Source organism: Gordonia lacunae (genome assembly GCF_002149015.1).
GTDB lineage: Bacteria > Actinomycetota > Actinomycetes > Mycobacteriales > Mycobacteriaceae > Gordonia > Gordonia lacunae.
In genome coordinates this window covers 81,669-106,423 of record NZ_NGFO01000019.1, presented here as the reverse complement: position 1 = coordinate 106,423, position 24,755 = coordinate 81,669, and the positions used below count along the sequence as shown (strand labels likewise).

23 protein-coding genes are annotated in these 24,755 nt (G+C 68.2%); 18 read left to right on the top strand and 5 right to left on the bottom strand.

Annotated elements, in window-relative coordinates; translation table 11 throughout:
• The first annotated feature begins 14 nt into the window (after window positions 1-14).
• The 4 genes from CA982_RS16770 to CA982_RS16755 all read left to right on the top strand — a co-directional run bounded on the left by CA982_RS16770 (window position 15) and on the right by CA982_RS16755 (window position 5,570).
• On the top strand, window positions 15-1,406 hold the full coding sequence (locus CA982_RS16770; protein WP_086536400.1) for an HNH endonuclease: 1,392 nt from the start codon (window positions 15-17) through the stop codon (window positions 1,404-1,406).
• 152 nt (window positions 1,407-1,558) lie between these two features.
• A complete protein-coding gene (locus CA982_RS16765; RefSeq protein ID WP_086536414.1) occupies window positions 1,559-2,023 on the top strand; it encodes a DoxX family protein in 465 nt (154 codons plus the stop codon).
• Window positions 2,024-2,133: 110 nt separating this feature from the next.
• Window positions 2,134-3,141, top strand: a complete 1,008-nt coding sequence (locus CA982_RS16760; RefSeq protein WP_086536399.1) for a YdcF family protein — start codon at window positions 2,134-2,136, stop codon at window positions 3,139-3,141.
• A 134-nt stretch (window positions 3,142-3,275) separates the two neighbouring features.
• The gene (locus CA982_RS16755; protein ID WP_167383368.1) at window positions 3,276-5,570 is read left to right on the top strand and encodes a SulP family inorganic anion transporter; all 2,295 of its coding nucleotides are present in this window, start codon (window positions 3,276-3,278) and stop codon (window positions 5,568-5,570) included.
• 15 nt (window positions 5,571-5,585) lie between these two features.
• Here CA982_RS16755 and CA982_RS16750 read toward each other — a convergent pair whose 3' ends face one another.
• Window positions 5,586-6,338, bottom strand: a complete 753-nt coding sequence (locus tag CA982_RS16750) for a metallophosphoesterase (protein WP_086536398.1) — start codon at window positions 6,336-6,338, stop codon at window positions 5,586-5,588.
• 346 nt (window positions 6,339-6,684) lie between these two features.
• Here CA982_RS16750 and CA982_RS16745 point away from each other — a divergent pair, with 346 nt between their 5' ends.
• Genes CA982_RS16745 through CA982_RS16735 form a run of 3 tightly spaced genes read left to right on the top strand, consistent with a single transcriptional unit; the run spans window position 6,685 to window position 9,672 of the window.
• Window positions 6,685-7,170 carry a MarR family winged helix-turn-helix transcriptional regulator gene (locus tag CA982_RS16745; protein WP_086536397.1) on the top strand — a complete coding sequence of 162 codons (486 nt, stop codon included), beginning with the start codon at window positions 6,685-6,687 and terminating at the stop codon, window positions 7,168-7,170.
• Between the two features lie 22 nt (window positions 7,171-7,192).
• A complete protein-coding gene (locus CA982_RS16740; RefSeq protein WP_086536396.1) occupies window positions 7,193-8,914 on the top strand; it encodes an MDR family MFS transporter in 1,722 nt (573 codons plus the stop codon).
• A complete protein-coding gene (locus CA982_RS16735) occupies window positions 8,911-9,672 on the top strand; it encodes a DUF998 domain-containing protein (RefSeq protein ID WP_086536395.1) in 762 nt (253 codons plus the stop codon). Before CA982_RS16740 ends, CA982_RS16735 begins: the two co-directional genes overlap by 4 nt.
• On the opposite strand, the gene CA982_RS16730 is transcribed toward CA982_RS16735, so the two are convergent.
• Window positions 9,624-10,388, bottom strand: a complete 765-nt coding sequence (locus CA982_RS16730) for a dienelactone hydrolase family protein (protein ID WP_086536394.1) — start codon at window positions 10,386-10,388, stop codon at window positions 9,624-9,626. The genes CA982_RS16735 and CA982_RS16730 overlap by 49 nt on opposite strands.
• Window positions 10,389-10,434: 46 nt before the next feature.
• Complete coding sequence (locus tag CA982_RS16725; protein ID WP_086536412.1) at window positions 10,435-12,813, bottom strand: ATP-dependent DNA ligase; 2,379 nt, start codon at window positions 12,811-12,813, stop codon at window positions 10,435-10,437.
• 82 nt (window positions 12,814-12,895) lie between these two features.
• Between CA982_RS16725 and ku the strand changes: the two genes are divergently transcribed.
• A complete protein-coding gene (gene ku, locus CA982_RS16720; protein WP_462686315.1) occupies window positions 12,896-13,882 on the top strand; it encodes a non-homologous end joining protein Ku in 987 nt (328 codons plus the stop codon).
• Between the two features lie 72 nt (window positions 13,883-13,954).
• Entirely contained in the window at window positions 13,955-15,286 is a 1,332-nt protein-coding gene (locus CA982_RS16715; RefSeq protein ID WP_086536392.1) for an MFS transporter, read from the top strand.
• 43 nt (window positions 15,287-15,329) lie between these two features.
• Here the strand turns inward: CA982_RS16715 and CA982_RS16710 are convergent, their stop codons facing one another.
• Together CA982_RS16710 and CA982_RS16705 are read right to left on the bottom strand one after the other, a co-directional pair.
• Window positions 15,330-16,235, bottom strand: coding sequence for a LysR family transcriptional regulator ArgP (locus CA982_RS16710; RefSeq protein WP_086536391.1), 906 nt, complete (start codon window positions 16,233-16,235; stop codon window positions 15,330-15,332).
• A 58-nt stretch (window positions 16,236-16,293) separates the two neighbouring features.
• Complete coding sequence (locus CA982_RS16705; RefSeq protein ID WP_086536411.1) at window positions 16,294-17,367, bottom strand: hypothetical protein; 1,074 nt, start codon at window positions 17,365-17,367, stop codon at window positions 16,294-16,296.
• A 93-nt stretch (window positions 17,368-17,460) separates the two neighbouring features.
• Between CA982_RS16705 and CA982_RS16700 the strand changes: the two genes are divergently transcribed.
• The 9 genes from CA982_RS16700 (at window position 17,461) to CA982_RS16665 (ending at window position 24,736) form a co-directional block, all read left to right on the top strand.
• A complete protein-coding gene (locus CA982_RS16700) occupies window positions 17,461-18,084 on the top strand; it encodes a TetR/AcrR family transcriptional regulator (RefSeq protein WP_086536390.1) in 624 nt (207 codons plus the stop codon).
• Window positions 18,085-18,152: 68 nt separating this feature from the next.
• Window positions 18,153-18,788: a LysE/ArgO family amino acid transporter gene (locus CA982_RS16695; protein WP_086536389.1), complete on the top strand. Its 636-nt coding sequence runs from the start codon at window positions 18,153-18,155 to the stop codon at window positions 18,786-18,788.
• A gap of 150 nt (window positions 18,789-18,938) precedes the next feature.
• Window positions 18,939-19,772: a YhjD/YihY/BrkB family envelope integrity protein gene (locus CA982_RS16690; protein WP_244176329.1), complete on the top strand. Its 834-nt coding sequence runs from the start codon at window positions 18,939-18,941 to the stop codon at window positions 19,770-19,772.
• Window positions 19,756-20,574 carry a CDP-alcohol phosphatidyltransferase family protein gene (locus CA982_RS16685; protein ID WP_341865037.1) on the top strand — a complete coding sequence of 273 codons (819 nt, stop codon included), beginning with the start codon at window positions 19,756-19,758 and terminating at the stop codon, window positions 20,572-20,574. The genes CA982_RS16690 and CA982_RS16685 overlap by 17 nt, the downstream gene beginning before the upstream one ends.
• Before the next feature lie 145 nt (window positions 20,575-20,719).
• Window positions 20,720-21,289, top strand: a complete 570-nt coding sequence (gene idi, locus CA982_RS16680) for an isopentenyl-diphosphate Delta-isomerase (RefSeq protein WP_086536386.1) — start codon at window positions 20,720-20,722, stop codon at window positions 21,287-21,289.
• A 44-nt stretch (window positions 21,290-21,333) separates the two neighbouring features.
• Complete coding sequence (locus tag CA982_RS16675; RefSeq protein ID WP_086536385.1) at window positions 21,334-22,275, top strand: phytoene/squalene synthase family protein; 942 nt, start codon at window positions 21,334-21,336, stop codon at window positions 22,273-22,275.
• A gap of 53 nt (window positions 22,276-22,328) precedes the next feature.
• Window positions 22,329-23,936, top strand: a complete 1,608-nt coding sequence (gene crtI, locus CA982_RS16670; RefSeq protein WP_086536384.1) for a phytoene desaturase family protein — start codon at window positions 22,329-22,331, stop codon at window positions 23,934-23,936.
• A gap of 101 nt (window positions 23,937-24,037) precedes the next feature.
• Window positions 24,038-24,205: a hypothetical protein gene (locus tag CA982_RS26570; RefSeq protein ID WP_158097816.1), complete on the top strand. Its 168-nt coding sequence runs from the start codon at window positions 24,038-24,040 to the stop codon at window positions 24,203-24,205.
• Window positions 24,206-24,283: 78 nt separating this feature from the next.
• On the top strand, window positions 24,284-24,736 hold the full coding sequence (locus CA982_RS16665) for a nitroreductase/quinone reductase family protein (protein WP_086536410.1): 453 nt from the start codon (window positions 24,284-24,286) through the stop codon (window positions 24,734-24,736).
• Window positions 24,737-24,755 lie beyond the last annotated feature (19 nt).

Here is a 24,755-nt window from a genome sequence, read left to right as displayed (position 1 = left end):
GGGATGTTGCGTCGATGTTTGATGGTGCGGATCCGGCGTCGTTGTCTGATGAGGTTCTCGAGGCGCGGGTGTTGGGGTATGCCGCGCAGATCACGGCGCTGACAGCGGGTTTCCTTGGACTGGTGGCAGAACTGGACGGGCGGGAGTCGTGGCGGGGGCCGGGGATTCATTCCTTGGCGCACTGGTTGTCGTGGAAGGCGGGTATTGCGCCGCGAACGGCGCATGAGCAGGTGCGGGTCGCCAGGGCGATCCGAGAGTTGCCGGTGATCCGCAAGGCGTTTGGCGAGGGCCGGTTGTCGTATTCGAAGGTGCGTGCGTTGACGCGGGCGGCCACGCCGGAGCGGGAGGCCGAGTTGGTGAATCTGGCGTTGTCGTCGACGGCGAGTCAGTTGGATCGGGCGGTGCGGGCGATGGGTCGGATCGACCGCAACCGTGGCGTCGAGGAGGAAAACCGGCCGCCGGTGGAGTCGAGGGGTCGGTGGAAGTGGAACGCGGATGGGTCGTTGTCGGTGTCGTTGCGGTTGAGTCCGTTGGATGGGGCGCGGTTTCTGGCTGGGGCGGTGCGGGCGGAGTATGAACGCACCCGGACCGGCGACGATCCGGATCTACCGACCGTGGACAGTGTTCCGCGGAACACTGAACCCGATTCGGTACCAGAGAATCTGGGGGTGGTTCCGTCGCGGCGTCGGGATCTGTGGCGGCAGGTGCCGTCGAATGTGGCGCCGGCGGTGGTGGTGATGGCTGACATGGTGCATGACGGGATCGCGATGCCTGATCTCGCACCCGGGGCGGAGATCCTTGTTCATGCCGGTGCGGGCGTGGAGCAGGCCCATCTCGATGACGGTCCGGCCCTGTCGGAGGTCGAGGTGGCCGAGGCTGGGTGTGGGGCGTCGAGGCGGGAGGTGGTGAGTCGCCGGGTGCCCGGGCGGCCGGGGAAGCTGGCGTTGGTGGGTGTGGGGCGTCGGAAGCGGGTGCCGAACAAGGCGTTGGTGCGGGCGTTGTTGGTGCGGGATCGGTGTTGTCAGATGCCGGGGTGTGGTCGGACGCGGCATCTGCATGCCCATCATGTGCAGTTCTGGTCGGCGGGTGGGCGGACGGATCCGGACAATCTGATCTTGTTGTGCGGGTCGTGTCATCGGTCGTTGCATCGGGGCGAGTTCTCGATCACCGCGCACGGGTCGCAGCGGTTCACGTTTCATCGGCCGGACGGTGCCGAGATCGAGGTGGCGCCGCCGACTTCGAAGCCGCCGGAGTGGCAACCAAACCCTCGGATAAGCACCGACGCGACGGTGCCGGTCGGTGGTGGCCGGATGGATCTGGGGTACACCACCGAGGTGCTCTACGCCGTGTGGGAATGGAAGGAGAGCAACTCGTCTCGCGTGGATGTCGCACGGTCGGCGGCGTAGTCGTCGATCGTCGTCAGGCCGTGATCACCGCGGTGCCCGGACAACGACGCCAGTCCGTCCTCGAGGGTGCAGGCCGATCCGGCGATGAGTTCTGGCGAGCAGACGTGTCTATCCCTGCACAACCCACTCGCACCATCCGCCAGGAGGCCATCATGACTCGCAACAGCACCGCCGGAGACACCGCCAGCCCGGCGGTCACGACCACCACCACCGCCTCCGACGAGTCGCGTCCGACGCGTCGGAACTGGCGTCGCACAACGGGAATCGTCATCAGCGTGCTCGTCGGCGCCTTCCTCGCGTTCGACGTCGCGGGCAAGCTGGCGCGTCCGCAAGCGGTGATCGACGGCATGCGGGAGCTGGGCTTCCCGGCCGACCAGGCCATCGTGATGGGGGTCGTGTTGCTCGTGTGCCTGGTCGTCTACGCCATCCCGCGCACCGCCGTGCTCGGCGCGGTCGGGATCACGGCCTACCTCGGTGGCGCGGTCACGGCGAACATGCGGATCGAGGCCCCGCTGTTCGACACGGTCCTGTTCGCGGTCTACCTCGGTGTGCTGATGTGGATCGGGCTCGTCCTGCGCCGCCCGGAGCTGCTGAAGGTGGCCGGTCTGAAGCGCTGAGCTTCGCGACCCCCACCTCACCGCAATCGGCCCCGCACCCGTTACCGATCTGGGATCGGACGGGTGCGGGGCCGTTGTGCATCTCTCGTACTGTTACGCGAGTGACTGGTGTGACCAGAGTGAAGCGCAGGAAGATCGCGGCCGCAGCGACGATCGCGGTTGCCGCGCTCGGTGGCGTGGCGGTCGGGACATTGCCGGCAGAGAATGCGTCGGTGGTGACGACCGCGTCCGCGATAGACCCGGCCGGTCTGTACAACGAGGCGCAGTCGAAGTTCGCCGGAGGCGACGTCGCAGGCGGTCTGGAACTCCTTCAGCAGGTACTGGCGGTGGCGCCGGCAGACTCGCATGCGCTTGCACTCCAGGCGATCTGGTCGGATCAGCTCGATGACGTCGTGGTCGGACGCTCGGCCCTCAACCGTCTGTCGATGATGAACCCGGGACTGGCGACGACGGCGCGCAACATCATCTCCGGCGTCGCGACCGCGGCGCAGATCGTCCCGAGTACCACTCCTCAACCGGTGTCCGGGCGAGTGGCCATCGTCGTCCTCGGTTACGGGTTGAACGCGAACGGGAAGATGGCGCCGGAACTCGTCAATCGGGTGTTGGCCGGCAAGGCGCAGTCCGAGGTGACGACCGGTGCGCCCATCGTGGTGACCGGAGGGGTGCCGAAGAAGGGCGTCACCGAGGCGGCCGCCATGCGGACGTGGCTCGTCGACAACGGTGTCAGTGCGAGCCGCATCCTCGCCGAGGACAAGTCGGGGTCGACGGTGGGCAACGCCCAGAACACCGCCGAGATCCTGCGGGCACAGGGTATCCGCGACATCGTGCTCGTGACCTCGCCCAACCACATCCGACGCGGTGCGGCGGACTTCGGCGCGATGGGTCTGCGGGTCGTCGGGTCGCTCACCACCGCGACCGACCTCGAGAAGTACCGGACCCCGCTGACCAAGGCGCAGCAGACCGGGATCAGGCTCGAAGCCACGCGGACCGCGCGCATCCCGGCCACCCACGAGCCCGGTCTGCTGCCGCAGAACCTCCCCGAGACCGGACCCGGCCTCATTCCGGAGATCGGCGGCAAGATTCTCCAGGAGCTGCTGAAGGCGGGTTCGTCGGCCTGACGACGCGTCCTCACCCCGCCAGGCGCCGTTTTCGGTGAAGTGAATCACACTGCCGCCGTACTGCCCTGCGTTTTCACAGCGTCACGGCTCCACAGTTCATCTGAAATCAACAAACCGTCGGTAGCGTCGGACATATGCGAAAAAAGGGGAGTCGGGGCCCCGGAATTCGCGAGGTGATGCGGTACGACCTACCCGCATCCCTCGTGGTTTTCCTTGTGGCTCTTCCATTGTCATTGGGTATCGCGATCGCGTCGGATGCCCCCGTGTTGGCCGGGCTCATCGCCGCGGTCGTCGGCGGTATCGTCGCCGGGCTGATCGGCGGTAGCGCACTACAGGTTTCGGGACCCGCGGCCGGTCTGACCGTGGTGGTCGCCGACATGGTCGCCAATTTCGGTTGGCGGGTCACCTGTTTCATCACGGTCGGCGCGGGTGTCCTGCAGATCCTGTTCGGTCTGAGCCGCATCGCAGGAGCCGCGCTGGCCATCGCGCCGGTGGTCGTCCACGCGATGCTCGCCGGTATCGGGATCACCATCGCCCTCCAGCAGATCCACGTGCTGCTGGGTGGCAGTTCGGCGAGCAGCGCCTGGGAGAACGTGACCTCCCTGCCCGCGGGGCTCGCCGACATCGAGACGTCGGATGCACTCGTGGGTGGCACGGTGATCGCCGTCCTGCTCATCTGGCCGCTGCTGCCGGCGGCCGTACGCAAGGTGCCCGGACCGCTGGTCGCCATCGTCGGCGCGACGGCGCTGACCATCGTCTTCGGTCTGGACGTCGAACGGATCAGCATCGACGGCAACTTCTTCGAAGCGATCACCCTCCCCGAGCTTCCCGACAGTAGTTGGGGAGCAGTACTTCTCGGAGTCCTGACGGTAGCGCTGATCGCCAGCGTGGAGTCGCTGCTGTCGGCGGTCGCGGTCGACAAGATGCACACCGGCCCCCGCAGCGACCTGAATCGCGAGCTGCTCGGACAGGGCAGTGCGAACATCACGTCGGGGATGCTCGGTGGGTTGCCGGTCACCGGCGTCATCGTGCGCAGCACCACCAACGTCAACTCCGGTGCGCGGACCTCGGCGTCGGCGGTGATGCACGGCGTGTGGGTGCTCGTCTTCGCGGCGCTGCTCACCGGGCTGGTCGAGCAGATCCCGATGGCCGCCCTGGCCGGCTTGCTGGTGGTCATCGGCATCCAGCTGGTCAAGCTGGCGCACATGCGAATCGCCCTCCGCACGGGCGATCTCTGGGTCTATGTCATCACGGTGCTGGCGGTGGTCTTCCTCAATCTGCTCGAGGGTGTCGGGATCGGGCTGGCCGTGGCGATCGGACTCGTCGTCTGGCGAGTGGTTCGCGCCGAGATCGTCTCGGAACCAAGCGGAACCGACGGTGCACAGTGGACGGTACGTGTTCGCGGTTCGCTGAGCTTCCTGTCGTTGCCGAAGCTCAACAAGGCCTTGGCACAGGTCCCGGACCGGGCGCATCTGACGCTCGAACTCGACACCGACTTCCTCGACCATGCGGCCTCGGAGATGCTCGAGGACTTCCGCTGGGCGCATGAAGCAGGCGGCGGCACGGTGCTCATCGTCGAGAAGGGGCGCGCCCGGCTCGTCGACGCCCCGCACCGGCCACCGCGGCGCCACACCTCCGGATTCGCCGGACTGACGCCGTGGCGCAACCGAACCGAGTCGGAGACGTCGATAACCACGGACCGTCCGGCGGCGCTCCGGTCGGTCCTCGGCGGTGTCCACGAGTACGAGAACGAGCACGCCGACGCCCTGCGCGCGATGCTCGCCGATGTCACCGAGTCGCAGGACCCCGACTCGTTGTTCGTGACATGTGCCGACTCGCGGGTGCTGCCCAACGTCATCACCGCGAGCGGCCCGGGTGATCTGTTCACGGTCCGCAACGTGGGCAACCTGATACCGACCGACAGCGACGACGACGTATCGGTGGAGGCCGCACTGGAGTTCGCCGTCGGCGAGCTGGGGGTGTCGTCGATCGTGGTCTGCGGTCATTCGTCGTGCGGGGCGATGCACGCGCTGCTCGACAGCGAGGCGTCCGGCGGGTCAGCGGTGTCGGAGACCTCGGCGGAGCGATCCCCGATCCAGCGGTGGTTGCGACACGCGATTCCCAGCCGGGTGGCGTTCCGGCACGGACACCCGGCCGGACGCGCCGCAGCCGAGCGGGGACTCCCCGAGGTCGATCAGCTGGCCGTGGTCAACGTGGCGAAGCAGATCGAGACGCTGGCGCGGCATCCGCTCGTCGGTCGGGCCGCGGCGGAGGCCCGGTTGCGCATCGTCGGACTGTATTTCGACATCGCGACCGCGCGGGTCTACGAAGTCACCCCGCAGAGCATCGCACCGGTTGCCGGTGAGGCTTCGGCCGGCGCGCTCGGCTCTCGGCATCGCGATCGTGCGACGACGTCCGCGCATCCCTGACCGTGCGGGCACGCGTCAGAACATCACCGAGCGGAAGTGGGTGACGAAACGCTCGTCGTCGTAGAGATGGAACGCAATCCCCGGTGGCTGACCGCGATTGACGACCTCCCGCCCCTCGAACGGGAGGTTCAGCGTCGACGACACTCCCGGCGCGACGCACAGCGGGCGGTCGGCGAACGTGGTCACCGCCGGGGTGTGCGCATGGCCGCAGAGGAACGCGACGATGTTCGGGTGGTCTCCGACCAGGTCGGCGAGGCGGCCCTCGTCACGCTGCCGGATGGAGTCCATGAACGGCATGTGCAGGTCGACCGGTGGATGGTGGAAAGCGATGAACACCGGGGTGTCCGCCGGCGTCGCGTCGAGTCGGTCCGACAGCCAGGCGATCGTCTCATCGTCGAGACGGCCGTCGTTACGGCCGGGGATCGAGCTGTCGCACACGAGGAACAGCACGTCGGAGCCGTCGCGTCCCCGCACCGTCCGGGCGTGGTTGATCGGGCCGGAGGTCTCGGTACCGATGAGAGCAGCACTGAACGGCTCGCGGACGTCATGGTTCCCGGCGGTGATGAGCATCGGCAGCGGACTCTCGAGTACCCCGTGGGCCTCGCGGTACTCGCTGGGCGCACCTTCGTCGGCGATGTCACCGGTGACCAGGAGGACGTCGATGCCGGCCGCACGAGCATTGATGTAGCTCAGCGCGGCCTGGATGCGGGCCCGATTGAACCGCGTCCCGTTGAAATGCAGGTCGCTGATGTGGGCGACAACGAACACGAAGAGCTCCCGTCACGGTTCCTGGCTCCCACGAGGCTAACCGCAGGCAGGGTCCGACGATGCATCGCCTCGGGACCGGGAGGCGCAACGCACTCCCGCGTCGTCGATGTGGTTCAGCCCGCTCCCCGTCGGAGGCGGCGTCGGTAACGTCCGGCGATCCGCGAGCGACATCGATGGTGAGTCGCCGCCCTGCCAACCCCCGACCCGGCAGGGCGGCGACTCACTTCTCCGTCTTCGGTCTGTTTGCATTCTCCCGCTTCCGCGCGCACACTTGCGGAGGGCAACTAGTTGCGCATCGCAACTAATTGCAAAGGGAAAGTAAAAACAGCACTCGGAGGTGGTGGCAGTGCCGGCTCTCGATCACCAGGCGATCGACGACCTGTTCGAGACGCTGCTGCGGTTCGTGCGCATCCGCGAGCGGGCGGTGCACACCACCTTCCGGACCCACGATGGGGAGTTCGAGGCGGCGGCGTTCAAGGCGCTGTTCCCCCTCTCCCGACGGTCGATGCGATCGCGGGAGCTCGCCGAGGCGATGAACGCCGACCCGTCGACGGTGAGTCGTCATGTGGCCCAACTGGTGGACCACGAACTGATCCGTCGCGAGGCGGACCCCGACGACGGACGTGCCACCCTCCTCGTCATCACCGACGCCGGCCGCGACCGCGTCCTGGCGATGCGCGAGATGCGCCGATCCGCGATGGCCGACGTCATGGCGGAGTGGACCGACGACGAACTCCACACCCTCGTCAGGCTTCTCGGTCGATTCGTCGACGCTGCCGACGCGGCCCTCAACCCGGCGTGCTCAGCCCGCAAGCCGGACGCGGATGCGTGAAACCCGTGAAAGGACAACGACGATGACAGATTCCTCGGCGGCCCCCGAATCGGTGGCCTCTGAAACGGTGGCCCCCGACGGCGAGGTGGCCGGGGCCGGATTGACCCATCGCCAGATCCTGACCATCCTGGCCGGACTCATGATGGGCATGTTCCTCGCCGCTCTCGACCAGACCATCGTGTCGACCGCGATCCGGACCATCGCCGACGACCTGCAGGGATACGACATGCAGGCGTGGGTGACCACGGCCTACCTCGTCACCGCGACGATCGTGACCCCCCTGTACGGCAAACTGTCCGACCTCTACGGCCGCAAACCGTTCTTCCTGCTCGCGATCTCGATCTTCATCGTCGGTTCGTTGCTGTGCACGATCGCCACGTCGATGTACGAGCTGGCCGCGTTCCGCGCTTTTCAGGGGCTCGGCGCGGGCGGCCTGATGACCCTCGCACTGACCACCATCGGTGACATCGTGCCGCCCCGCGAACGCGCCAAGTACCAGGGCTACTTCCTCGCCGTGTTCGGCACCTCCAGCGTCCTCGGTCCGGTCCTCGGCGGTCTGTTCGCCGGCCAGGAGACGATCCTCTGGGTGTCCGGCTGGCGCTGGGTGTTTCTGGTGAACGTGCCGATCGGGCTCGTCGCGTTGTTCGTCGTCTACAAGGTGCTCAACTACGACCAGCAGAAGGGAGTGGGTGGGCGCACCGACTACTGGGGCGCGACAGCTCTGGCCGTCGCGGTGGCACCGTTGCTCATCGTTGCCGAGCAGGGTCGTCAGTGGGGCTGGAGCTCCGGGCTGTCGATTCTCTGCTACGCCATCGGCGTCGTCGGCATCGCCGCATTCATCTGGATCGAGCATCTGATGGGCGACGACGCACTGATCCCGTTGCGTGTGTTCAAGAACGTGGTCTTCAGTCAGGGCATCGTCATCTCGGTGATCATCGGTGCGGTCATGTTCGGCGGGATCTCGATGCTGCCGCAGTACTTCCAGGTGCTTCGCGGATCGAGCCCCATGATCGCCGGCCTGCAGATGCTCCCGATGGTGCTCGGACTGATGACCGGCTCGATTCTGTCGGGTCAGCTGATCTCTCGCACCGGTCGCTACAAGATCTTCACGATCATCGGTGCGGTGCTGATCACCACGGGCACCTTCCTGCTCCACCTGGTCGGCACCGAGACCCCGGTCTACCTGGTCATGCTGATGGCGGCGCTTCTCGGCTTCGGCCTGGGCAATCTGATGCAGCCGATCACCCTGGCGATGCAGAACATCCTGCCGCCCAAGGACATGGGTTTGTCGACCGGCACCGCCACCTTCTTCCGCCAGATCGGTGGAACGCTCGGCGTCGCGGTCTTCTTCTCGCTGTTGTTCTCGTTCATGGGTCCGAGCATCAGGGACGAGATGGTCTCGGCGGCCGCTCAGCCCGAGTATCGGGCGGCGGTCGTGGAGGCCTCGCAGAGCGCCGACCCACAGGTCAGCACATTCGGGCAGTCGCTCATCGTTGCCGCCCAGAACCCCGGTGCGGCAACGGGATCGTCGGACAGCGTCATGAGTGACACCTCGGTCATCGAGAAGCTGCCGACCGAGCTCGCGCAACCCATCAAGGAGGGCTTCGCCCACTCGATGGACAGGGTGTTCCTGGCGGTGTCGATCATCTCGCTACTGGCCATCATCGGCACGGTCACCTGGAAGGAGCTCCCGCTGCGCCAGGGACGGCCGATCGGCGCACCGGAGCCGACGCCGGCCTCGTGAGGAGATCGGTCGCCGGCATCCTGATCGTCGTTGCGGGACTCTGCTATTCGTCGTGGGTGCTGGAGTTCGCGTGGGCGGATTCGTTGGACCCGATGCGCAGCTTCCTGAGCGAGCTCGACGCCGCGAACCGCCCCCACCGCGAGATCTACGTGGTCGGGGACGTCACCACCGGCATCTGCGCACTGGTCGCGGCACTCCTGTTGCTCGTCCCGCGCCGGCTGTTCCGCGGTCGGACGGCGACCACCGCCGTTCTCGCATTGGCGGTTTTCGGCGCTGCGACCATCGCCGACGCCCTGCTCCCGATCGAGTGCATTCCGGGAGTCGACGCCGGGTGCCCGCGCGAACCGAGCGGACTGCTCCCGCAACTGCATCACATCCACGCGCTGACGAGTACGGTCGCGGTGTTCGCCATCTTCACCGTGATGATCGCCGCCGGCGTCTCGGCGCTGCGCATCACCCCGGAAGGGTCCGTCTGGCCGGCCCTCCGGCGGATCGGGAACGCGGTGCTCGTCGTCATCGCGCTCGCCACGGTGTGGATGTTGGTCGCGGACAACCTGACCGGCGACTACCGTCTCGGACTCGCCCAGCGGATCCAGGTCGGCGGGATGAGCCTGTGGTTGGTGCTCTGGGGGTGGGCCGTGGTCAGGTCACGTGGCGAGGGGCGGTCGACGACCGGCGCCGAGTGCGACAGTCGGACGAGGCGGCCACCTCACCCCGACAGCGTCCGCCCGAACAGTGCCTCCAGCTCGTCGAAGTGATGTTCGGTGGCCTCGTGGTGGTAGGCCTCCAGGTCGGACATCGTATACCCGTGCGGTGCACTGGGATAGACGGTCGCCGAGTGTGCCACGCCCCCAGCGGTCAGGGCGTGCTCGAACTGGGCCACCGCCATGGCGGGCAGTGACCGGTCCTTGTCGGCGTGAATGGCGAGGACGAATGCGTCGATGCCGACGAGGTGCAGGTGCGGACTGTCGGGGTCGTCGGTGACCAGCCCGCCGGTGTGGAACATGCCCACCGCGGCCACCTCGTCGGGCCGGGTGGCCGCGATGTTCAGCGCGAGCCGCCCGCCCATGCAGTAACCGGTGACGCCGACGGGTCCGGGCGCGACGCCCGGGAGGGAGTGCAGCGCATCGAGATAGGCGACGAGGTCGGGTCGTACGGCGTCGGGGGTGAGGGTTCGCGCCCGCGGCATCGCGGATCGGAAGAACGCGGCCCGCGCCTCGGGCAGCAACAGGTCCTCGGTCGGTGCCCACTCGGTGGCGGAACCGTACCGATGGAACAGGTGCGGAACGAGTACGACGTATCCCCACGACGCGATGCGGTCGGCCATGGCCTCGATCCGCGGCCGCAGTCCGATCAGGTCGGTGAGGAACAGGACACCGGGCAGTGGAGAATCGGATGGCGGTGAATCCGGCCGCGCGACATAGGCATCGGTGTCGGTGTCGGCCGCGGGGATGGTGGTCGTCTCGCCGGTCATGGGAGTCGCTCCTGTTCTCGGTTCCGTCGCGGCAGTGCGCCGCCGGTCAGAGGTCGCCGGGGAGTTTGTCCCGGCGGATGCCCCGCCAGCTGGGGTGCCGCAGGTGCCCGGCCGTCGTCCAGTCCATGAAACGGACCTCGCCGACGATCTTGGGCAGCACCCACACCGCGCTCGACTCGACGGGCCGGTCGAGTTTGTCGAGGAACGGCGACCGCGAGATCTCCAGCGGTCCGAGTTCCTCGGCGAGCGAGCGCAGCTGCGCGTCGGTGAAGCCGGTGCCGACGCGACCGACGTAGCGCAGCCCGGTCTCCTCGGGGAGCCCGATCAGCAACGAGCCGATGGTGTGGGCGCGGTTGCCGCGTCCCGGTCGGTACCCGCCGACGACGACCTCGATGTCGCTCCAGTTCTTGTGTTTCAACCACGTCGTCGACCGACGCCCCTGCTGATACACCGAGTTGCGGCGCTTGGCGACAACGCCTTCCAGATTGTGTTCGCGGCTGTACTCGACGGCTGCCGATCCCGGGCCGGGAAGCAGCGGCGGAACTTCGACGAAGGCGGAGTTGCGGAATGCCGGGGCCAGCTCCTCGAGGAGCTCCCGCCGTGCCGACCACGGCTTGCGCAGCAAGGACGAGCCGTTCAGGTACAGGATGTCGAACAGGTGTAGCCGCAACGAATATGGCTCGTCGGTGTGCCGACGCGAGGTCAACAGGGTGAAGTTGGTGCGGCCGGAGGAGTCGATGGCGACGACCTCGCCGTCGAGCACCACGTCCATGAGGCCGAGATCGTCTGCAAGGCCTGCGAGTTCGGGAAAATCGGCCGTCATGTCGATGCCCGATCGGGAGGTGAGCCGGAACTCGCCGCCGACCGAGCGGATGAGGAGGCGATATCCGTCCCACTTGCCCTCGAAGGCCCAGTCGCGGCCGTTGAGTCCGTCGATCGACTCGTCGGTCGCGAGCATCGGGCGTGGATCGGTGAGGCTGTCCGGGACGATCGGGCGGGGCTCGTCGCTCATGAGATGGGCGAGCCAGTTCTTCTCGCCGGTCCGGATCAGCGCGTAGCGGCCCTGCAACCGCTCGCCGTGGAGGCGGACGATGACCTCCTTGTCACGCCACTTCTCGAGCTCGAAAGTGCCTTTGTCCCAGATCGACACGTGACCGCCACCGTATTCGCCCGCCGGGATGTCGCCTTCGAAGTCGGCGTAGTCCATGGGGTGATCCTCGGTCTGCACTGCGAGCCGGTTCTGATCGGGATCGGTGGGCAGGTTTTTGGGCACGGCCCACGACACCAGGACCCCGTCGTGTTCGAGCCGGAAGTCGTAGTGCAACCGCCGGGCATGGTGTTCCTGGATCACGAAGATCGGTGCCCGGTCCGTTGTGGTGTCGGAATCCGGCTCCCCTGTGGAGCTCTCGGATTCGATGCGCTGCCGATGCGCCTCGTCGCCGAACGGTTCGGGTGTCTTCGACTGGTCGCGCTTGCGGCGGTACTCCTTCAGGTTGATGACCTGACCCGCCGCCGGCTCGACGGCGGGTTCCGGCTCGTCCCCGTCGGTGTCACCGTAAGGGTCGTCGAGGCCGTCGAGGAGATCGCCGAACTCTTCGACGCGCTCGAGCACCTCGGTGTAGAGCAGTTGGGAGAGCCCTGGATCCTCCATCTCCTCCCAGGTGCGCGGCGCGGCCACCCACGGCTGCTCACGTCCGCGCATCGAGTACGGCGCCAGGGTGGTCTTGGCGGCGGTGTTCTGACTCCAGTCGATGAAGACCTTGTCGTCGCGCAGCGATTTGGACATCTTGGCGGTGATGAAATCGCTGTGCTGACGAGCGAACTCGTTGGCGACCTCCTGCGCCACCTTGCGCGCCGCATCCGAGGTCACGGGTTTCGGGAGCCGCGCGTAGAGGTGGATGCCCTTGCCGCCGCTGGTCACCGGATAGGTCGTCGCCCCGCCGAGCCAGTTACGGATCTCGCACGCCACCTCCGCGGTCCGGTGCAAGGGCACCCGCGGGCCGGGATCGAGGTCGAAGACGATGCGGTTCGCCATCGGTGCGCCGTCGGGTCCCATGGGAAGCCGCCACTGCGGTGTGTGGATCTCCAGCACCGCCATCTGCGCGAGCCAGACCAGCGTGGCGCGGTCGTCGGCCATGGCGTAGGAGATGACCCGTTCGCTGTGCTGGATGCCGTGGCGTCGAATCCAGTCCGGTGCGCTGTCGGGGACGTTCTTCTCGAAGAACGGGGTCGACTCGACGCCGTTGGGCCACCGTTTGCGGGTGATGAGGCGGCCCCGCACGTGGGGGAGGAGGACGTCGGCGATGCGCGAGTAGTAGTCGATGACCTCGAACTTTCGGGTCCCCGCCGCCGGATAGAGCACCTTCGAGAGATTGGTGATCGAGATCCGTCGGCCGTCGACCTCCAGAGTCTCGCCGCCTGCCATGCCGTCCATTGTCCACAAGGTCGACCGAGAACGTCTCGCTGCTTGCCGCCATCTGACCCAAATCCCTGGCAGAATGGCCCTCATGCGCTCGATCTGGAAGGGCGACCTCAGCTTTGGCCTGGTCAACGTGCCGGTCAAGGTCTATTCCGCGACCGAGAGTCACGACCGCAAGTCCTACCAGGTCGACTCGTCGGACGGCACCCGCATCCGTTACCGCCGTGTGCGTGAGGGCACCGACACCGAGGTCGACTACGGCGACATCGCCAACGCCTACGAATCCGAGTCCGGCGAGACGGTGATCCTGACCAAGGACGACCTCGCCTCGCTGCCGGTCCAGAAGAGCCCGGAGATCTCGATCCTGGAGTTCGTTCCCGCCGAGCAGGTCGACCCGATCTATTTCGACAAGCCCTACTACCTCGAGCCGTCGTCGAAGTCGCCGAAGGCGTACGTGCTGTTGGCCAAGGCGCTGGAGGAGACGGATCGGCTCGCGATCGCCTCGTTCACCCTGCGCAACCGGACCCGCGTGGCGGCACTGCGGGTCGTCGACGGTGTGATGACGTTGCAGACGCTGCTGTGGCCCGACGAGGTGCGCAAACCCGACTTCGGCTTCCTGGACGACGACACCGAGATCCGCGATCAGGAACTGCAGATGGCGGCGTCGCTGATCGAGTCGATGGCGTCGGACTACGACCCCTCCGAGTTCGAGGACACCTACCAGAACGAGCTGACCAAGCTCATCGAGGCGAAGTCCGAGGGCGGCGAGGCGTTCCCCGAATCCGACGACGAGGACAAGGACACCGAGGACTCCGACGTCGCCGATCTCCTCGCCGCGTTGCGCGCGTCGGTGAAGGATCGCGGGGATTCGGACTCGAAGGACGCCCCCGCCAAGAAGGCGCCGGCCAAGAAGGCTGCGGCGAAGACCGCCGCGAAGAAGGCGCCGGCCAAGAAGGCCGCGGCCAAGTCGACAGCGAAGAAGGCGTCATCGGGCAGCTCGGGTTCCAGCGCTTCCGGGAGCAAGTCGACGGCCAAGAAGGCGCCCGCCAAGAAGTCGTCGCGCAAGGCGAGCTGACCCGCACCACCGGGAACACGACGGTCCGAAAAAGGTTGGCACCACCGGCCCCGGTTCGGGCAAGCTCGAAGGGTGAAATCCGCCGCTGACTCCCGTCTGCCCCGCGCGCTGCTGCCGTTCGCGCGCCGGCAGTATCGGCTGCTCGCGTCGGGGTTGATCCTGGCCATGTTCGCCGACGGCGTGTGGACGATCGCGGTGATCTGGCAGGTCATCGCGCTCGGCGGTGGGCCCGGTCAGGTCTCGCTGGCCACCGGCGTGGCCGCGGTGGGAATGCTGTTCTCCACCCTGGCCGGTGGTGTGCTCGCCGACCGGATCTCGCAGCGCCACATCATGATCGGGCTCGAGGTCGCGAAAATGATCGCGTTCGGTGCGATCGGCCTGGCGTCGATCGCCGGCGTGCTGCAGCTCTGGCACGTGGTGTTGGCCTCTCTGCTGGGCGGCATCACCACCGGGATGTACTACCCCGCCTACTCCGCGCTGCTGCCCGGAGTCGTCGCGCCGGCGGAGTTGCAGGCGGCCAACGGGATCGAGGGCTTCTTCCGTCCGGTCGTCTTCCAGGCGGTCGGGCCGATGGTCGCCGGCGCCGTCATCGGTGCCTGGGCCCCGGGACCCGCGGTGCTGATGGCTGCGGTCGCCGCGATCCTGTCGAGTGTGTGTTATCTCGGGATGGCCCCGGTCACCGCGCGTCGCTTCGGCGAGACGGCCGAGGAGGAGCCGGTCGTCGTGGACGGGGCGGGTGGTCGTCGGATCGTCAGCGACCTGGCCGAGGGGTTCGTCTACATGGCCCGGACCCCGTGGCTGTGGGGCACGCTGCTCTTCGCGTGTGTCCTGGTACTGGCGACGCTCGGTCCGATCGAGGTGCTCGTCCCGTTCGCGTTGCGTGAGCGCATCGACGGCGGCGCGACCCAGCACGCCTGGGTGCTCGCCGGATTCGGACTCGGCGCGGCCGCGGCGTCGCTGGTCTTCGCCTCGATCCCGATGCCACGTCGGTACCTGACCGTCATGTTCTCACTCTGGGCGTTCTCCAGCCTGCCCCTGGTGCTCATGGGTCTCGCCGATTCGACGTGGATGTTCATCGCCGCCGGGGTGACCATGGGCATCCTGTTCGACGGCCCGATGGTGCTGTGGGGGACGCTGTTACAGCGTCGGGTGCCGCCGGCGCTCCTGGGCCGCATCGCCAGTCTCGACTTCTTCGTGTCGGTCGCGCTGATGCCGGTGTCGATGGCGATCGCCGCCCCGGTGTCGTCGGCGATCGGCCTGACCGCGACGTTCGTGCTGGCCGGGCTGCTCCCCGTGCCGATCGCCTGGGCGTTCTACGTCGCCGCCCGCATGTGGCGCGACGAGATCGAGAACCCCCTCGTCGACGACGCCCATCCGAAGCTGGTCGACCAAGCCGTTCCGTAGCCCGTCACCGGGCGTGCCGCGGCACCGGACCATGCAATCGGTGTCAGAGAACCCGAGCGGCACCGTCGACGACGCTCGTTGTGAGTGCTTGCAGCAGTGGGGAACTCAACTTCCAGTACTGCCAGTACAGCGGGACGTCGATGTGGTGGTCGGCGATGAGGCGGACGCGGCCGGTGTCGAGGGCGTCGGCGATCTGGACGACCGGGACCGCGCCCCAACCGATCCCGAGGGTGACGGCGCGGTGATACTCGGTCGACGCCGGGATGTAGACCGCGGGCGGGTCGACGGGCCGGCCGGCGAGGGCCGCCGAGATGTTCCGCTGGATGTGGTCGTTGCGGTCGAATTGCACCATCGGGGCGCGGGCCAGCGCGTCGGCATCGGGTCCGTCGGGCAGCCAGGTCTCGATGAAGTCCGGAGTGGCCACCGGCAGGTACCGCATCGTGCCGAGCGACTGCAGTGCGCAACCCCGGATCGCGAGGGGTTCGGAGGTCACCGCGGCGAGCACGTCGCCGGTGCGGAGCAGGGCGCTGCTCCGGGTCTCGTCGTCGCGGAAGACCTCCACCGCCACCGCGTGCTCGCGGTGGAAGTGCGCCAGGACCGGCAGCAACCAGGTCGCGAGCGAATCGGCGTTGGTCGCGATCGGCAGGTGGATGCGCGGACGCTCGACCAATGGCAGGTCGTCGTCGTCCGGGGCACCGACGAACTCGGCCCGTGTCTCGGCGAGCAGCAGTTCCCACTGCTTGGCGAGCCGGACCAGTACCTCGCCGTCGGGCGTGGCCGTCGCCGGCTTGGTCCGACGGAGCAGGACCCGGCCGGCGGCGGACTCGAGTGCCTTGATCCGCTGGCTCACCGCCGAGGGCGTGATGTGCAGGGCGGCGGCGGCAGCGTCGAAGGTGCCCTCGCGCAGCACCGCGGCCAGCGTGCGCAGGCCCTCCTGGCTGATGTCCACGAGCCGAGGTTAGTGGTGCATCCCGCCGGGGAGCCGAGACACACCACGGACGAGCAGATCAGGCGGGGACGGCACTGCCCGCGGCGTCGGCCCGCCGCGAACGCACGGTGCCGAGTGCCAGCAGGCCGGCGCCGACGGCGATCCAGCCGGCGAGCACGGCGACGGGTGCGGCGATGCTCGCCGCGGGGAAGTACGCGACCGAACGGAGCAGCGTGCCGCCGGCGCCGGGCGGCAGCCACTGGCCGATCGTTCCCCACGGTGCGGGCAGCAGGTACGGAGACGAGGCCAGTCCCGACAGCGGGTTCGAGATCAGCACCATCACCAGCGCGGACACCCCGACCCCCGCGGTGCCCAGCAGGCTGCCGGCGCCGACCGTGAACCAGGTGATCGCGCCGATCATCAGTGCCGCGGCGAGACCGACGGTGCCGACGCCGCCGTCGATGACACCCAGCCAGGACCACGTTGCCGCGAAACCGAACCCGGCCACGAGCGGACCCAGGACAGCCAACGTGGCCTGCATGGCGACCCGTCCCCGTAGTCCGATCGCCGCTGCTCCGCCCAGCGCCATCCCGGCGATCAGCAACGGCAACAGGCCGGCTGCGAAACCCGTTCCGCGAGCATCTGTCTCGGGAGTGGGGACAACGGATTCGGCGGCGACCGGCACGCCCTGGGCGGTGGCGATACCGTTACCGACCCCGACGACGACCTGCGCCAGCACCGGCGATCCCGCCTCGGCGGTCAGGACCGTGACCCCACCCGCGCCGACCGTGATCGCGCCCACCAGGTCGCGCCGTTCGATCGCGGCGCGGGCGTCGTCGGCATCGGTGAACCGTTCGACGACGAAGGCGTCGGCGCCCGCCCGTTCGGCAAGCGCCGACTCGATCGCCGTCGCGGCGGGCGGTGGCGCGACGAGACCCAGTGGGGCCTGGTGCGGTTCGGGATCGACAGCCAGCGAGACGAACATCGCGGCGATCGCGACCACAAGGGTCGGGACCCCGACGATCATCGCCGCCACGAGCCGCCAGCTCGGGGAATGCCCGGCGCCGCGGGCGCCGGCGGGTTCTCGGGCCGCCCCGGGTCCCTGGCGCGCGGTCGACGGTCGGGCATCTGTGGGGTGTAGCTCGGTACTCATCACCACTCCTAAAAAGAACGAAGCTTCGTTTTTCTGAGTATGCGCGGTGGCACGGGCGGAATCAAGAACGAATATTCGTTTTAGACTGTCGGCATGCCGAAGATCAGCGACGAACGCAAGCTCGAACGAAGCCGGCAGATCCTCGACGCCGCTCGTCGATGCTTCGTCGACAAGGGGTTCCACCGTGCGTCGATGTCTGACGTGATCCGAGAATCCGGACTCAGTGCGGGTGCCGTCTACTCGTACTACTCGTCGAAAGAAGAGCTGATCGCCGCGGTCGCGCGATCGATCTTCGTCGCCTACGAATCGGGCATCACCAGCTTCGACGACCCGGGCGAACAACCCGCGTCGCCCGAGGCGGCTGTACGCGCACTGGCCGAACGGGTCCTGCTGGAGATCGCGCCGATGACCGACGGCTTCCGGATGGTCCTGACGGTGTGGGGCGAGGCCGCCAACAACCCGGAATTACGCGACACCGTCGGCGACATCGTCCGTGGGCTGCGCAGCGTCTTCGAGCGCGTCCTGACGGACTGGCGGTCGGCGGGTCACGAGCTGCCCGCCGAACCCGCGATCCTCGCCCAGGTCATGGTGTCGGTCATGCAGGGGGTGGTCGTACAGCAGGGCTTGGTCGGCGATGTGGCGGTCGACGACTACATCGACGCCTTCTGTGCGGTTCTCCGAATCGCGGGGCTCGGCGAAAGGGTCCCAACAATCTGAAGCACAGCTCATGATTCGTGAAAAACTTTCGCTGTACTGACCTCGTCGGCGCTCCTAACGTCGTTCCGGTGACCGCTTACCTCGTCCCCGCGCTCGCCGGACTGCTCACGGGCGCCGGCCTGATCATCGCCATCGGACCCCAGAACGTCTTCGTGCTGCGACAGGGTGTCGCGCGCAGCCACACCGCGCCGATCGTGGCGGTCTGCGCCGTCTCCGACATCGTCCTCATCGTCGCGGGCGTCGCCGGGCTCGGCGCACTCGTCGCCGCCCATCCGGATGTGGTGACCTTCGCCAAGGTCGCCGGTGGGCTGTATGTCGGGGCGTTGGGTGTGCTGGCCGCCAGGCGCTGTCTGCGCAGTGACGAGGTCATCGCAGCGGATGCCGCCGGAGCCGGCAACACGGGTGCCGAGTCCACCGGCCGCTGGGTCGCTGTCGGCACGGCACTGGCGCTGACCTGGCTGAATCCCCACGTCTACCTCGACACCGTCATCACCATGGGTGCCATCGCGAACGGACACGGGAACGGCAAGTGGGCGTTCGCGTTCGGTGCGTGCATCGCGAGTGTCCTGTGGTTCACCGCGCTCGGCGGCGGGGCGCGCAGGCTGTCCGGCTTCTTCGCCAGCCCTCGCGCGTGGAAGGTGCTCGACGCGGTCGTCGCGGTCATCATGCTGGGGATGGCGGTGGCACTGTTCGCGTCGATCTGACTCCATGTCGGAGTCGCCCGGGCACGCCGCGAGGACTCCGTGGGCACCCCGCTGCAGCGCAGGCGGGGTGTTTTCGGGTATCCCGGAGGGGTGACACCGCGCCGATCGGCCCCGACGGTGACTCGCGAGAACGCAGTCCGCGAGCCCACGATGACCTTCGACGTGCGCGCGCTGGTGGCGGACGTCCGGGAGACCCTCGGCCGCGGGGACCTCGCCGCGGCCGCCGCCACCCTGACCTACTTCGCCGCGATCGCGATCGTCCCGTGGGCCCTGCTCGGGATCTGGTCGACCACGTGGTTGCGCAGCCCGTCCGGGGTCGAGTCCCTGTCGGAACTGCGCGTACTCATCCCGCCGGCCATGGGCGGCCGGGGCGTCTTCGACGAGGCGGTCGTGATCGGGACCGGGCTGTCGCTGATGAGCGTCGTCGTCTTGTTGTTCCCGGCGTCGTTCTACGGGGAGGGCCTTCGTCGTGCGTGCATGACGCTGTATCCGCGGGAGGACCGGTTCACCGGGTGGCGGTCGCGGATCTGGGTTCTGGGGCTGGTGGTGGTGGTGCCGCCGCTGACCTACGTCGTCGTCGGTGTCGCGGGCGCGCTCACCACACTGTCGCCCGACGGTGGCGGGACAGGCGGTTTCGGTGATCTGGTGATCCGGATCGTGGTGGAGTTCATCGTCGTGTGGCTGACGGTCACGGTCGCGCTGACCTGGGTGTACTGGCGGGTGACGCCGGGTGAGCCGACGTTGGGCGTGGCTGCGGCGACCGCGCTCGGGACCGCGTCGTTCATCGCCGGGTTCTTCCAGGGCTTTCTGTTGTTCCTGTCCCTGCCGATCGACGTCGGTATCCCGTACGGCGGGCTCCGGGTGATCGGCGGAGTGGTCGCGGTCGGACTGTGGCTCTACGTCGCGCATGTGATCGTCATCGTCGGATGGGCGGTCGGTCAGGCGATCTCGAAGCAGAGGAGGGGTCGTGTCCGCGGAGCCTGAGCACCTCGCGTCGGCGCCGGGAGAGGAGCGAGCGGGCCGGGTGGATGGGGCGCCGGGAGCGGAGCGAGCGGGCCGGGTGGATGGGGCGCCGGGAGCGGAGCGAGCGGGCCGGGTGGGGCGGCGGAGTGCCCGGGACACGGCGCTCGATTCCTGGTCGGAACTCCACGGCGGTCTCGATCCGCGAGCGAGCTTCTGGGTGCGCAACTGGGTGCTCGTCAGCCACGCCTGTGCCCGGCCCCTGGCCCGGCTCGGCCTCACGCCGAATACGGTGACGGCTCTCGGTGTCCTCGCCACAGCGGTCGCGCTGTGCCTGACGATCCTCGGCGACTGGTGGCCTCTGCTCGCCGCGCTTGTCATCGTGGTGGCCGCGCTGCTCGACGGGATCGACGGCGCGATCGCCGCCCAGACCGGGACGGCTTCGCGGTGGGGACGTATCAATGACGCGGTGGCAGATCGGTTCTCGGACGTCATGCTGGTCGGCATCGTGGTGGTGGTGGGTGCCCCGCCGTGGCTCGGCGCAACGATCGCAGTGCTGACCCTGATCCTCGAGATCACCCGTGCCACGGCGCAGGCGGTGGGCATGGCGGGGCCGGGAACGGTCACCGTGTGGGAGCGACCGTCGCGGGTGATACTGGCGGTCGTCGCCACCGTGAGTGCGGGCTGGTGGTGGTGCGCGGGCGTGAGCTCGGCCGCGGCGTCCCGCCTCGCGCTGGCCATCGCGGCGATCGGCGCCGTGCTTGCGCTGATCGGGACGGTCCAGCTCGGGATCGCGGTGCGACGACAGACCCGCGTCCTCGGTTGACCCGCGCGGTCCCTCAGCGCGTGCCGGGGACCGCTCCCATCCGGTTCGGTCGTCGGTGACGAACAATGGGACGAACAACAGGGGACGCGCACTTCCCGAATGCTCGTGACGCCCTCCCGAATGCTCTTGACGCTAGGACTCCAGGATGACGAACGACTCGGTGGTACTCGCCGACGCCGACGGCCGCCCGTGCGGCACCGCTGACCGCGAGGGGGTGCACGGGTTCGACACGCCGTTGCACTTCGCCTTCTCCTGCCACCTGGTCGTCGACGGACGCATCCTCATGACGCGCCGCGCGTTGTCCAAGCGCAGCTGGCCCGGGGTGTGGACGAATTCGTTCTGCGGTCATCCGCGGCCCGGCGAGGACGTCGTCGACGCCGTGCATCGGTATGCCCGGCGCGAGCTCGGCATCGAGGTCGCCGACGTCCGGTGCATCCTGCCCGACTTCCGGTATCGGGCGGTCGACGCGAGCGGCATCGTCGAGAACGAGATCTGCCCGGTGTTCGTCGCGCGACCGCTGGGGGAGCCCCGCCCGGCGCCGGACGAGGTCGCCGAGCACGTATGGGCCGAGGTCGACGACGTGTGGTCGCTCGTCGCGCGCACGCCGTGGGCCGTCAGCCCGTGGTTCGTCGAACAGGTGCGACAGCTGCCGGCCCCCGACCACGGTTCGGTCTACGACACCCATCCGGTGATGTCCCGGGCGTCGAATTCATGACGTCAGGCAAACCCGTTGAAGGCACCAGGTCGAGGAGCGGTCGGATGATGCACATTCCCGGTCACACCGAGGTGGTCCCACCACATCGGCGATACGACGAGGTCGCGGAGGCGTGCGCGGCGATGGTGATCAGGTCGTACTCGAGTTCGTTCGGGCTCGCATCGCGTCTGCTCACCCCGCGGATCCGGCGCGACGTCCAGAACATCTACGCGCTCGTCCGGGTGGCGGACGAGATCGTCGACGCGCCGCGCCCCGAGCAGGGACTCGTCGACCGCAGCAACGAGCTCGACCAACTCGAAGAGCAGACCAGCGTCGCGCTGGTCACCGGGTCGAGCAGCAACCTCGTCGTGCACGCCTTTGCCCAGACGGCCCGCCGCGTCGGTGTCGACCTCGATCTGGTGGCACCGTTCTTCGATTCGATGCGCAGCGACCTGACCCAGGTCCAGCACGATTTCGACACACTGGCCACCTACATCTACGGCTCGGCCGAGGTGGTCGGCCTGATGTGCCTGCGCGCGTTCCTCGCCGACGAACCCAAATCGGCGGCCCGGTACGACCACCTCGCACCGGGTGCCCAACGGCTGGGCGCGGCCTTCCAGAAGATCAACTTCCTGCGCGACTTCGGCGAGGACAGCGACGGGCTGGGGCGACGCTATCTGGTCGGCCTCGATCCCGACGATCCGGCGGATTCGGCCTGGGCGCTCTGGCTGGACGACATCGACCTCGACCTCACGGCCGCCGCGGCGGCCATCCCGCACCTGCCGGCCGGCAGCCGGGTCGCGGTGTGTACCGCGCACGATCTGTTCGCTGAGCTGACCGCTCGGCTGCGCGAGTCGTCGGCCACCGAGGCCCGTCGTACCCGCGTCCGGGTGCCGAGCGCGGGCAAGGCCAGGATCGCGGCGGCAGCCGTCGCACGGCGCGGCATGCCCCGCACCGCCCCACGCGCCGAGGCCTTCGGCCTCCATCGACGTAAGGCCAACGCATGAGCGGGTCCCGAACGCGCCGTCTGCGGTGGTCCCCGCGGAAACGAGGCCAACGAATGACCGACCCCCGACGCGTTGTCGTCATCGGTGGCGGAGTCGCCGGACTGGCCACCGCTGCGCTTCTCGCCCACGACGGGCACGATGTCGATCTCGTCGAGAAGAACGACGAACTCGGTGGCCGCGCCGGCTCCTGGGATCGCGACGGGTTCCGCTTCGACACCGGGCCGTCGTGGTGGTTGATGCCCGAGGTCTTCGATCACTTCTTCGAGATGCTCGGGACGTCGACCGCCGAGCAGCTCGATCTGGTCCGCCTCGATCCCGGTTACCGGGTGTTCTTCGGCGACAGCACGGATTCCGACGAGAAACCGATCGACGTCTTCGGCGACCGTGAGCGCAACCGTGCCCTGTTCGAGGAGATCGAGCCCGGGGCCGGAGCCGCACTCGACGACTACCTGCGGACCGGTAGGCAGGCGTATGACCTTGCTGTGGAACGTTTTCTCTACACCAGCTTCGACTCGCCGCGCGCCTTCCTGGGCCGCCCGGTGCTGCGGCACGCGAAGACCCTGGTCACCCTGCTGACGACGTCCCTGCAGTCCTACATCGCCGCACGGTTCACCGACCGCAGGCTCCGCCAGGTTCTCGGGTACCCGGCGGTGTTCCTCGGGTCCTCGCCCGAGCGCACCCCCGCGATGTACCACCTGATGAGCTGGCTCGACCTCGCCGACGGCGTGCGATATCCCAACGGCGGCTTCACCACTCTTGTCGACGCACTGGAACGGGTGGCGCGTGAACGCGGCGTCCGGTTCCACACGGGGACGGCCGCGACCGCCGTCCTCACGCGGGAGCACACCGGAACGCGGTCGGCGCGGTGGCGCCGACGCGCCGAGGTGGCCGGGGTTCGCGTCGAGGATGCTGTCGGTGTATCGCGGGATGTCGTCGCGGACATCGTGATCGGCGCCGCCGATCTGCACCATCTCGAGACGCGGTTGCTGCCCGGAGAGTTGCAGACCTTCCCCGAACGCTACTGGGACCGCGCCACGTCCGGTCCGGGAGCGGTGCTGGCGCTCCTGGGAGTGCGCGGCGAGGTGCCCGAACTGGCACACCATTCGTTGTTCTTCACCGATGACTGGAAGACCAACTTCGACGCCATCTTCGAGAGCCCCACGCGTGTTCCGGACCCGGCGTCGCTCTACGTGTGCAAGCCCTCGGCCACCGATTCCTCGGTCGCGCCGTCGGATTCGGAGAACCTCTTCATCCTGGTGCCGGTTCCGCCCGATCCGGGTCTCGGCCACGGCGGTGTGGACGGTGGCGGTGACCCCGACATCGAGAAGGTGACCGATCGCGCCATCTCGATGATCGGGCAGTGGGCGGGCGTCCCCGACCTCGCCGATCGCGTCGTCGTCCGTCGCACCATCGGCCCCGCCGACTTCGTCGACTCGGTCAACTCTTGGTGCGGGGGCGCACTTGGTCCGGCGCATACTCTGCGTCAGAGCGCGTTTCTGCGCTCGACCAACCGGTCACGCAAGGTCGACGGGCTCTACTACGCGGGGTCGAGCACCCGTCCCGGCATCGGGCTCCCGATGTGTCTGATCAGTGCCGAACTCATCCGCAAGAAGCTCCGCGGTGACCGGTCGGTCGGGCCGATGCCGGGTGCGAACCGCTGACCTGCGATGACGAGCTGTCGTTCGGAGGTTTGACACCCAGGTCACCCGGGTATGAGCGAGTGACAGTGCTCACAGCGAGCAGGCGAAAGGTGCCGGGTGACATGGAGAAGACACGGACGAGTTCATGGTGGCGCGCCCCGCGGTGGATGTGGTCGCGGCGGGATCTCACCCCGGAGGAGCGGCGAAACCTGCAGGCCTCCCGTGTTCCGGTTGCGGTCGTGACCGCGTCCCTGGGCGGTCACGCGTACAGCTACCGCGACCGGGTCTGAGGTGATGCTCGCTCTATCACCGTACGGTGTACGGGGTAGTCTGTTGTGTACCAACTGACCGCCAGAAGCGAGCTGACGATGCCCAAGCCCCAGCACACCCCCGCCCCGCGTTGGCTCAAGCCGATGAACAAGGTCTTCCTCGTGCTGCAGCGATTCGGCGGGATGAAGGAGTTGCCGGTCCTCGTCGTCGCCGGACGGCGCACCGGCAAGCCGCGACGGACGCCGCTGACCGTGATCGACCTGAGCGGTGAGCGCTACCTGCTCGAAGGGTTTCCCGGGGCGGACTGGGCAAGCAACGTTCGTGCGGCCGACGGGGTCGCGCAGCTGTCCGTCGGGGGCACGGTGAGCGACGTCCGCCTTGTCGAACTCTCGGCCGAGGAGGCCGTTCCGGTGCTTCGTGCCTGGCCGGAGCTGGCGGGTACCGACGGCCCGAAGATGATGAAGGACGCGGGAGTGGTCGACGATGTGACCCCGGATGCCTTCGCTGCGGCGGCGGGGCGATGCGCCGTGTTTCGCATCGATCCGCGCTGACGGCCCCGACGAGGAGGCC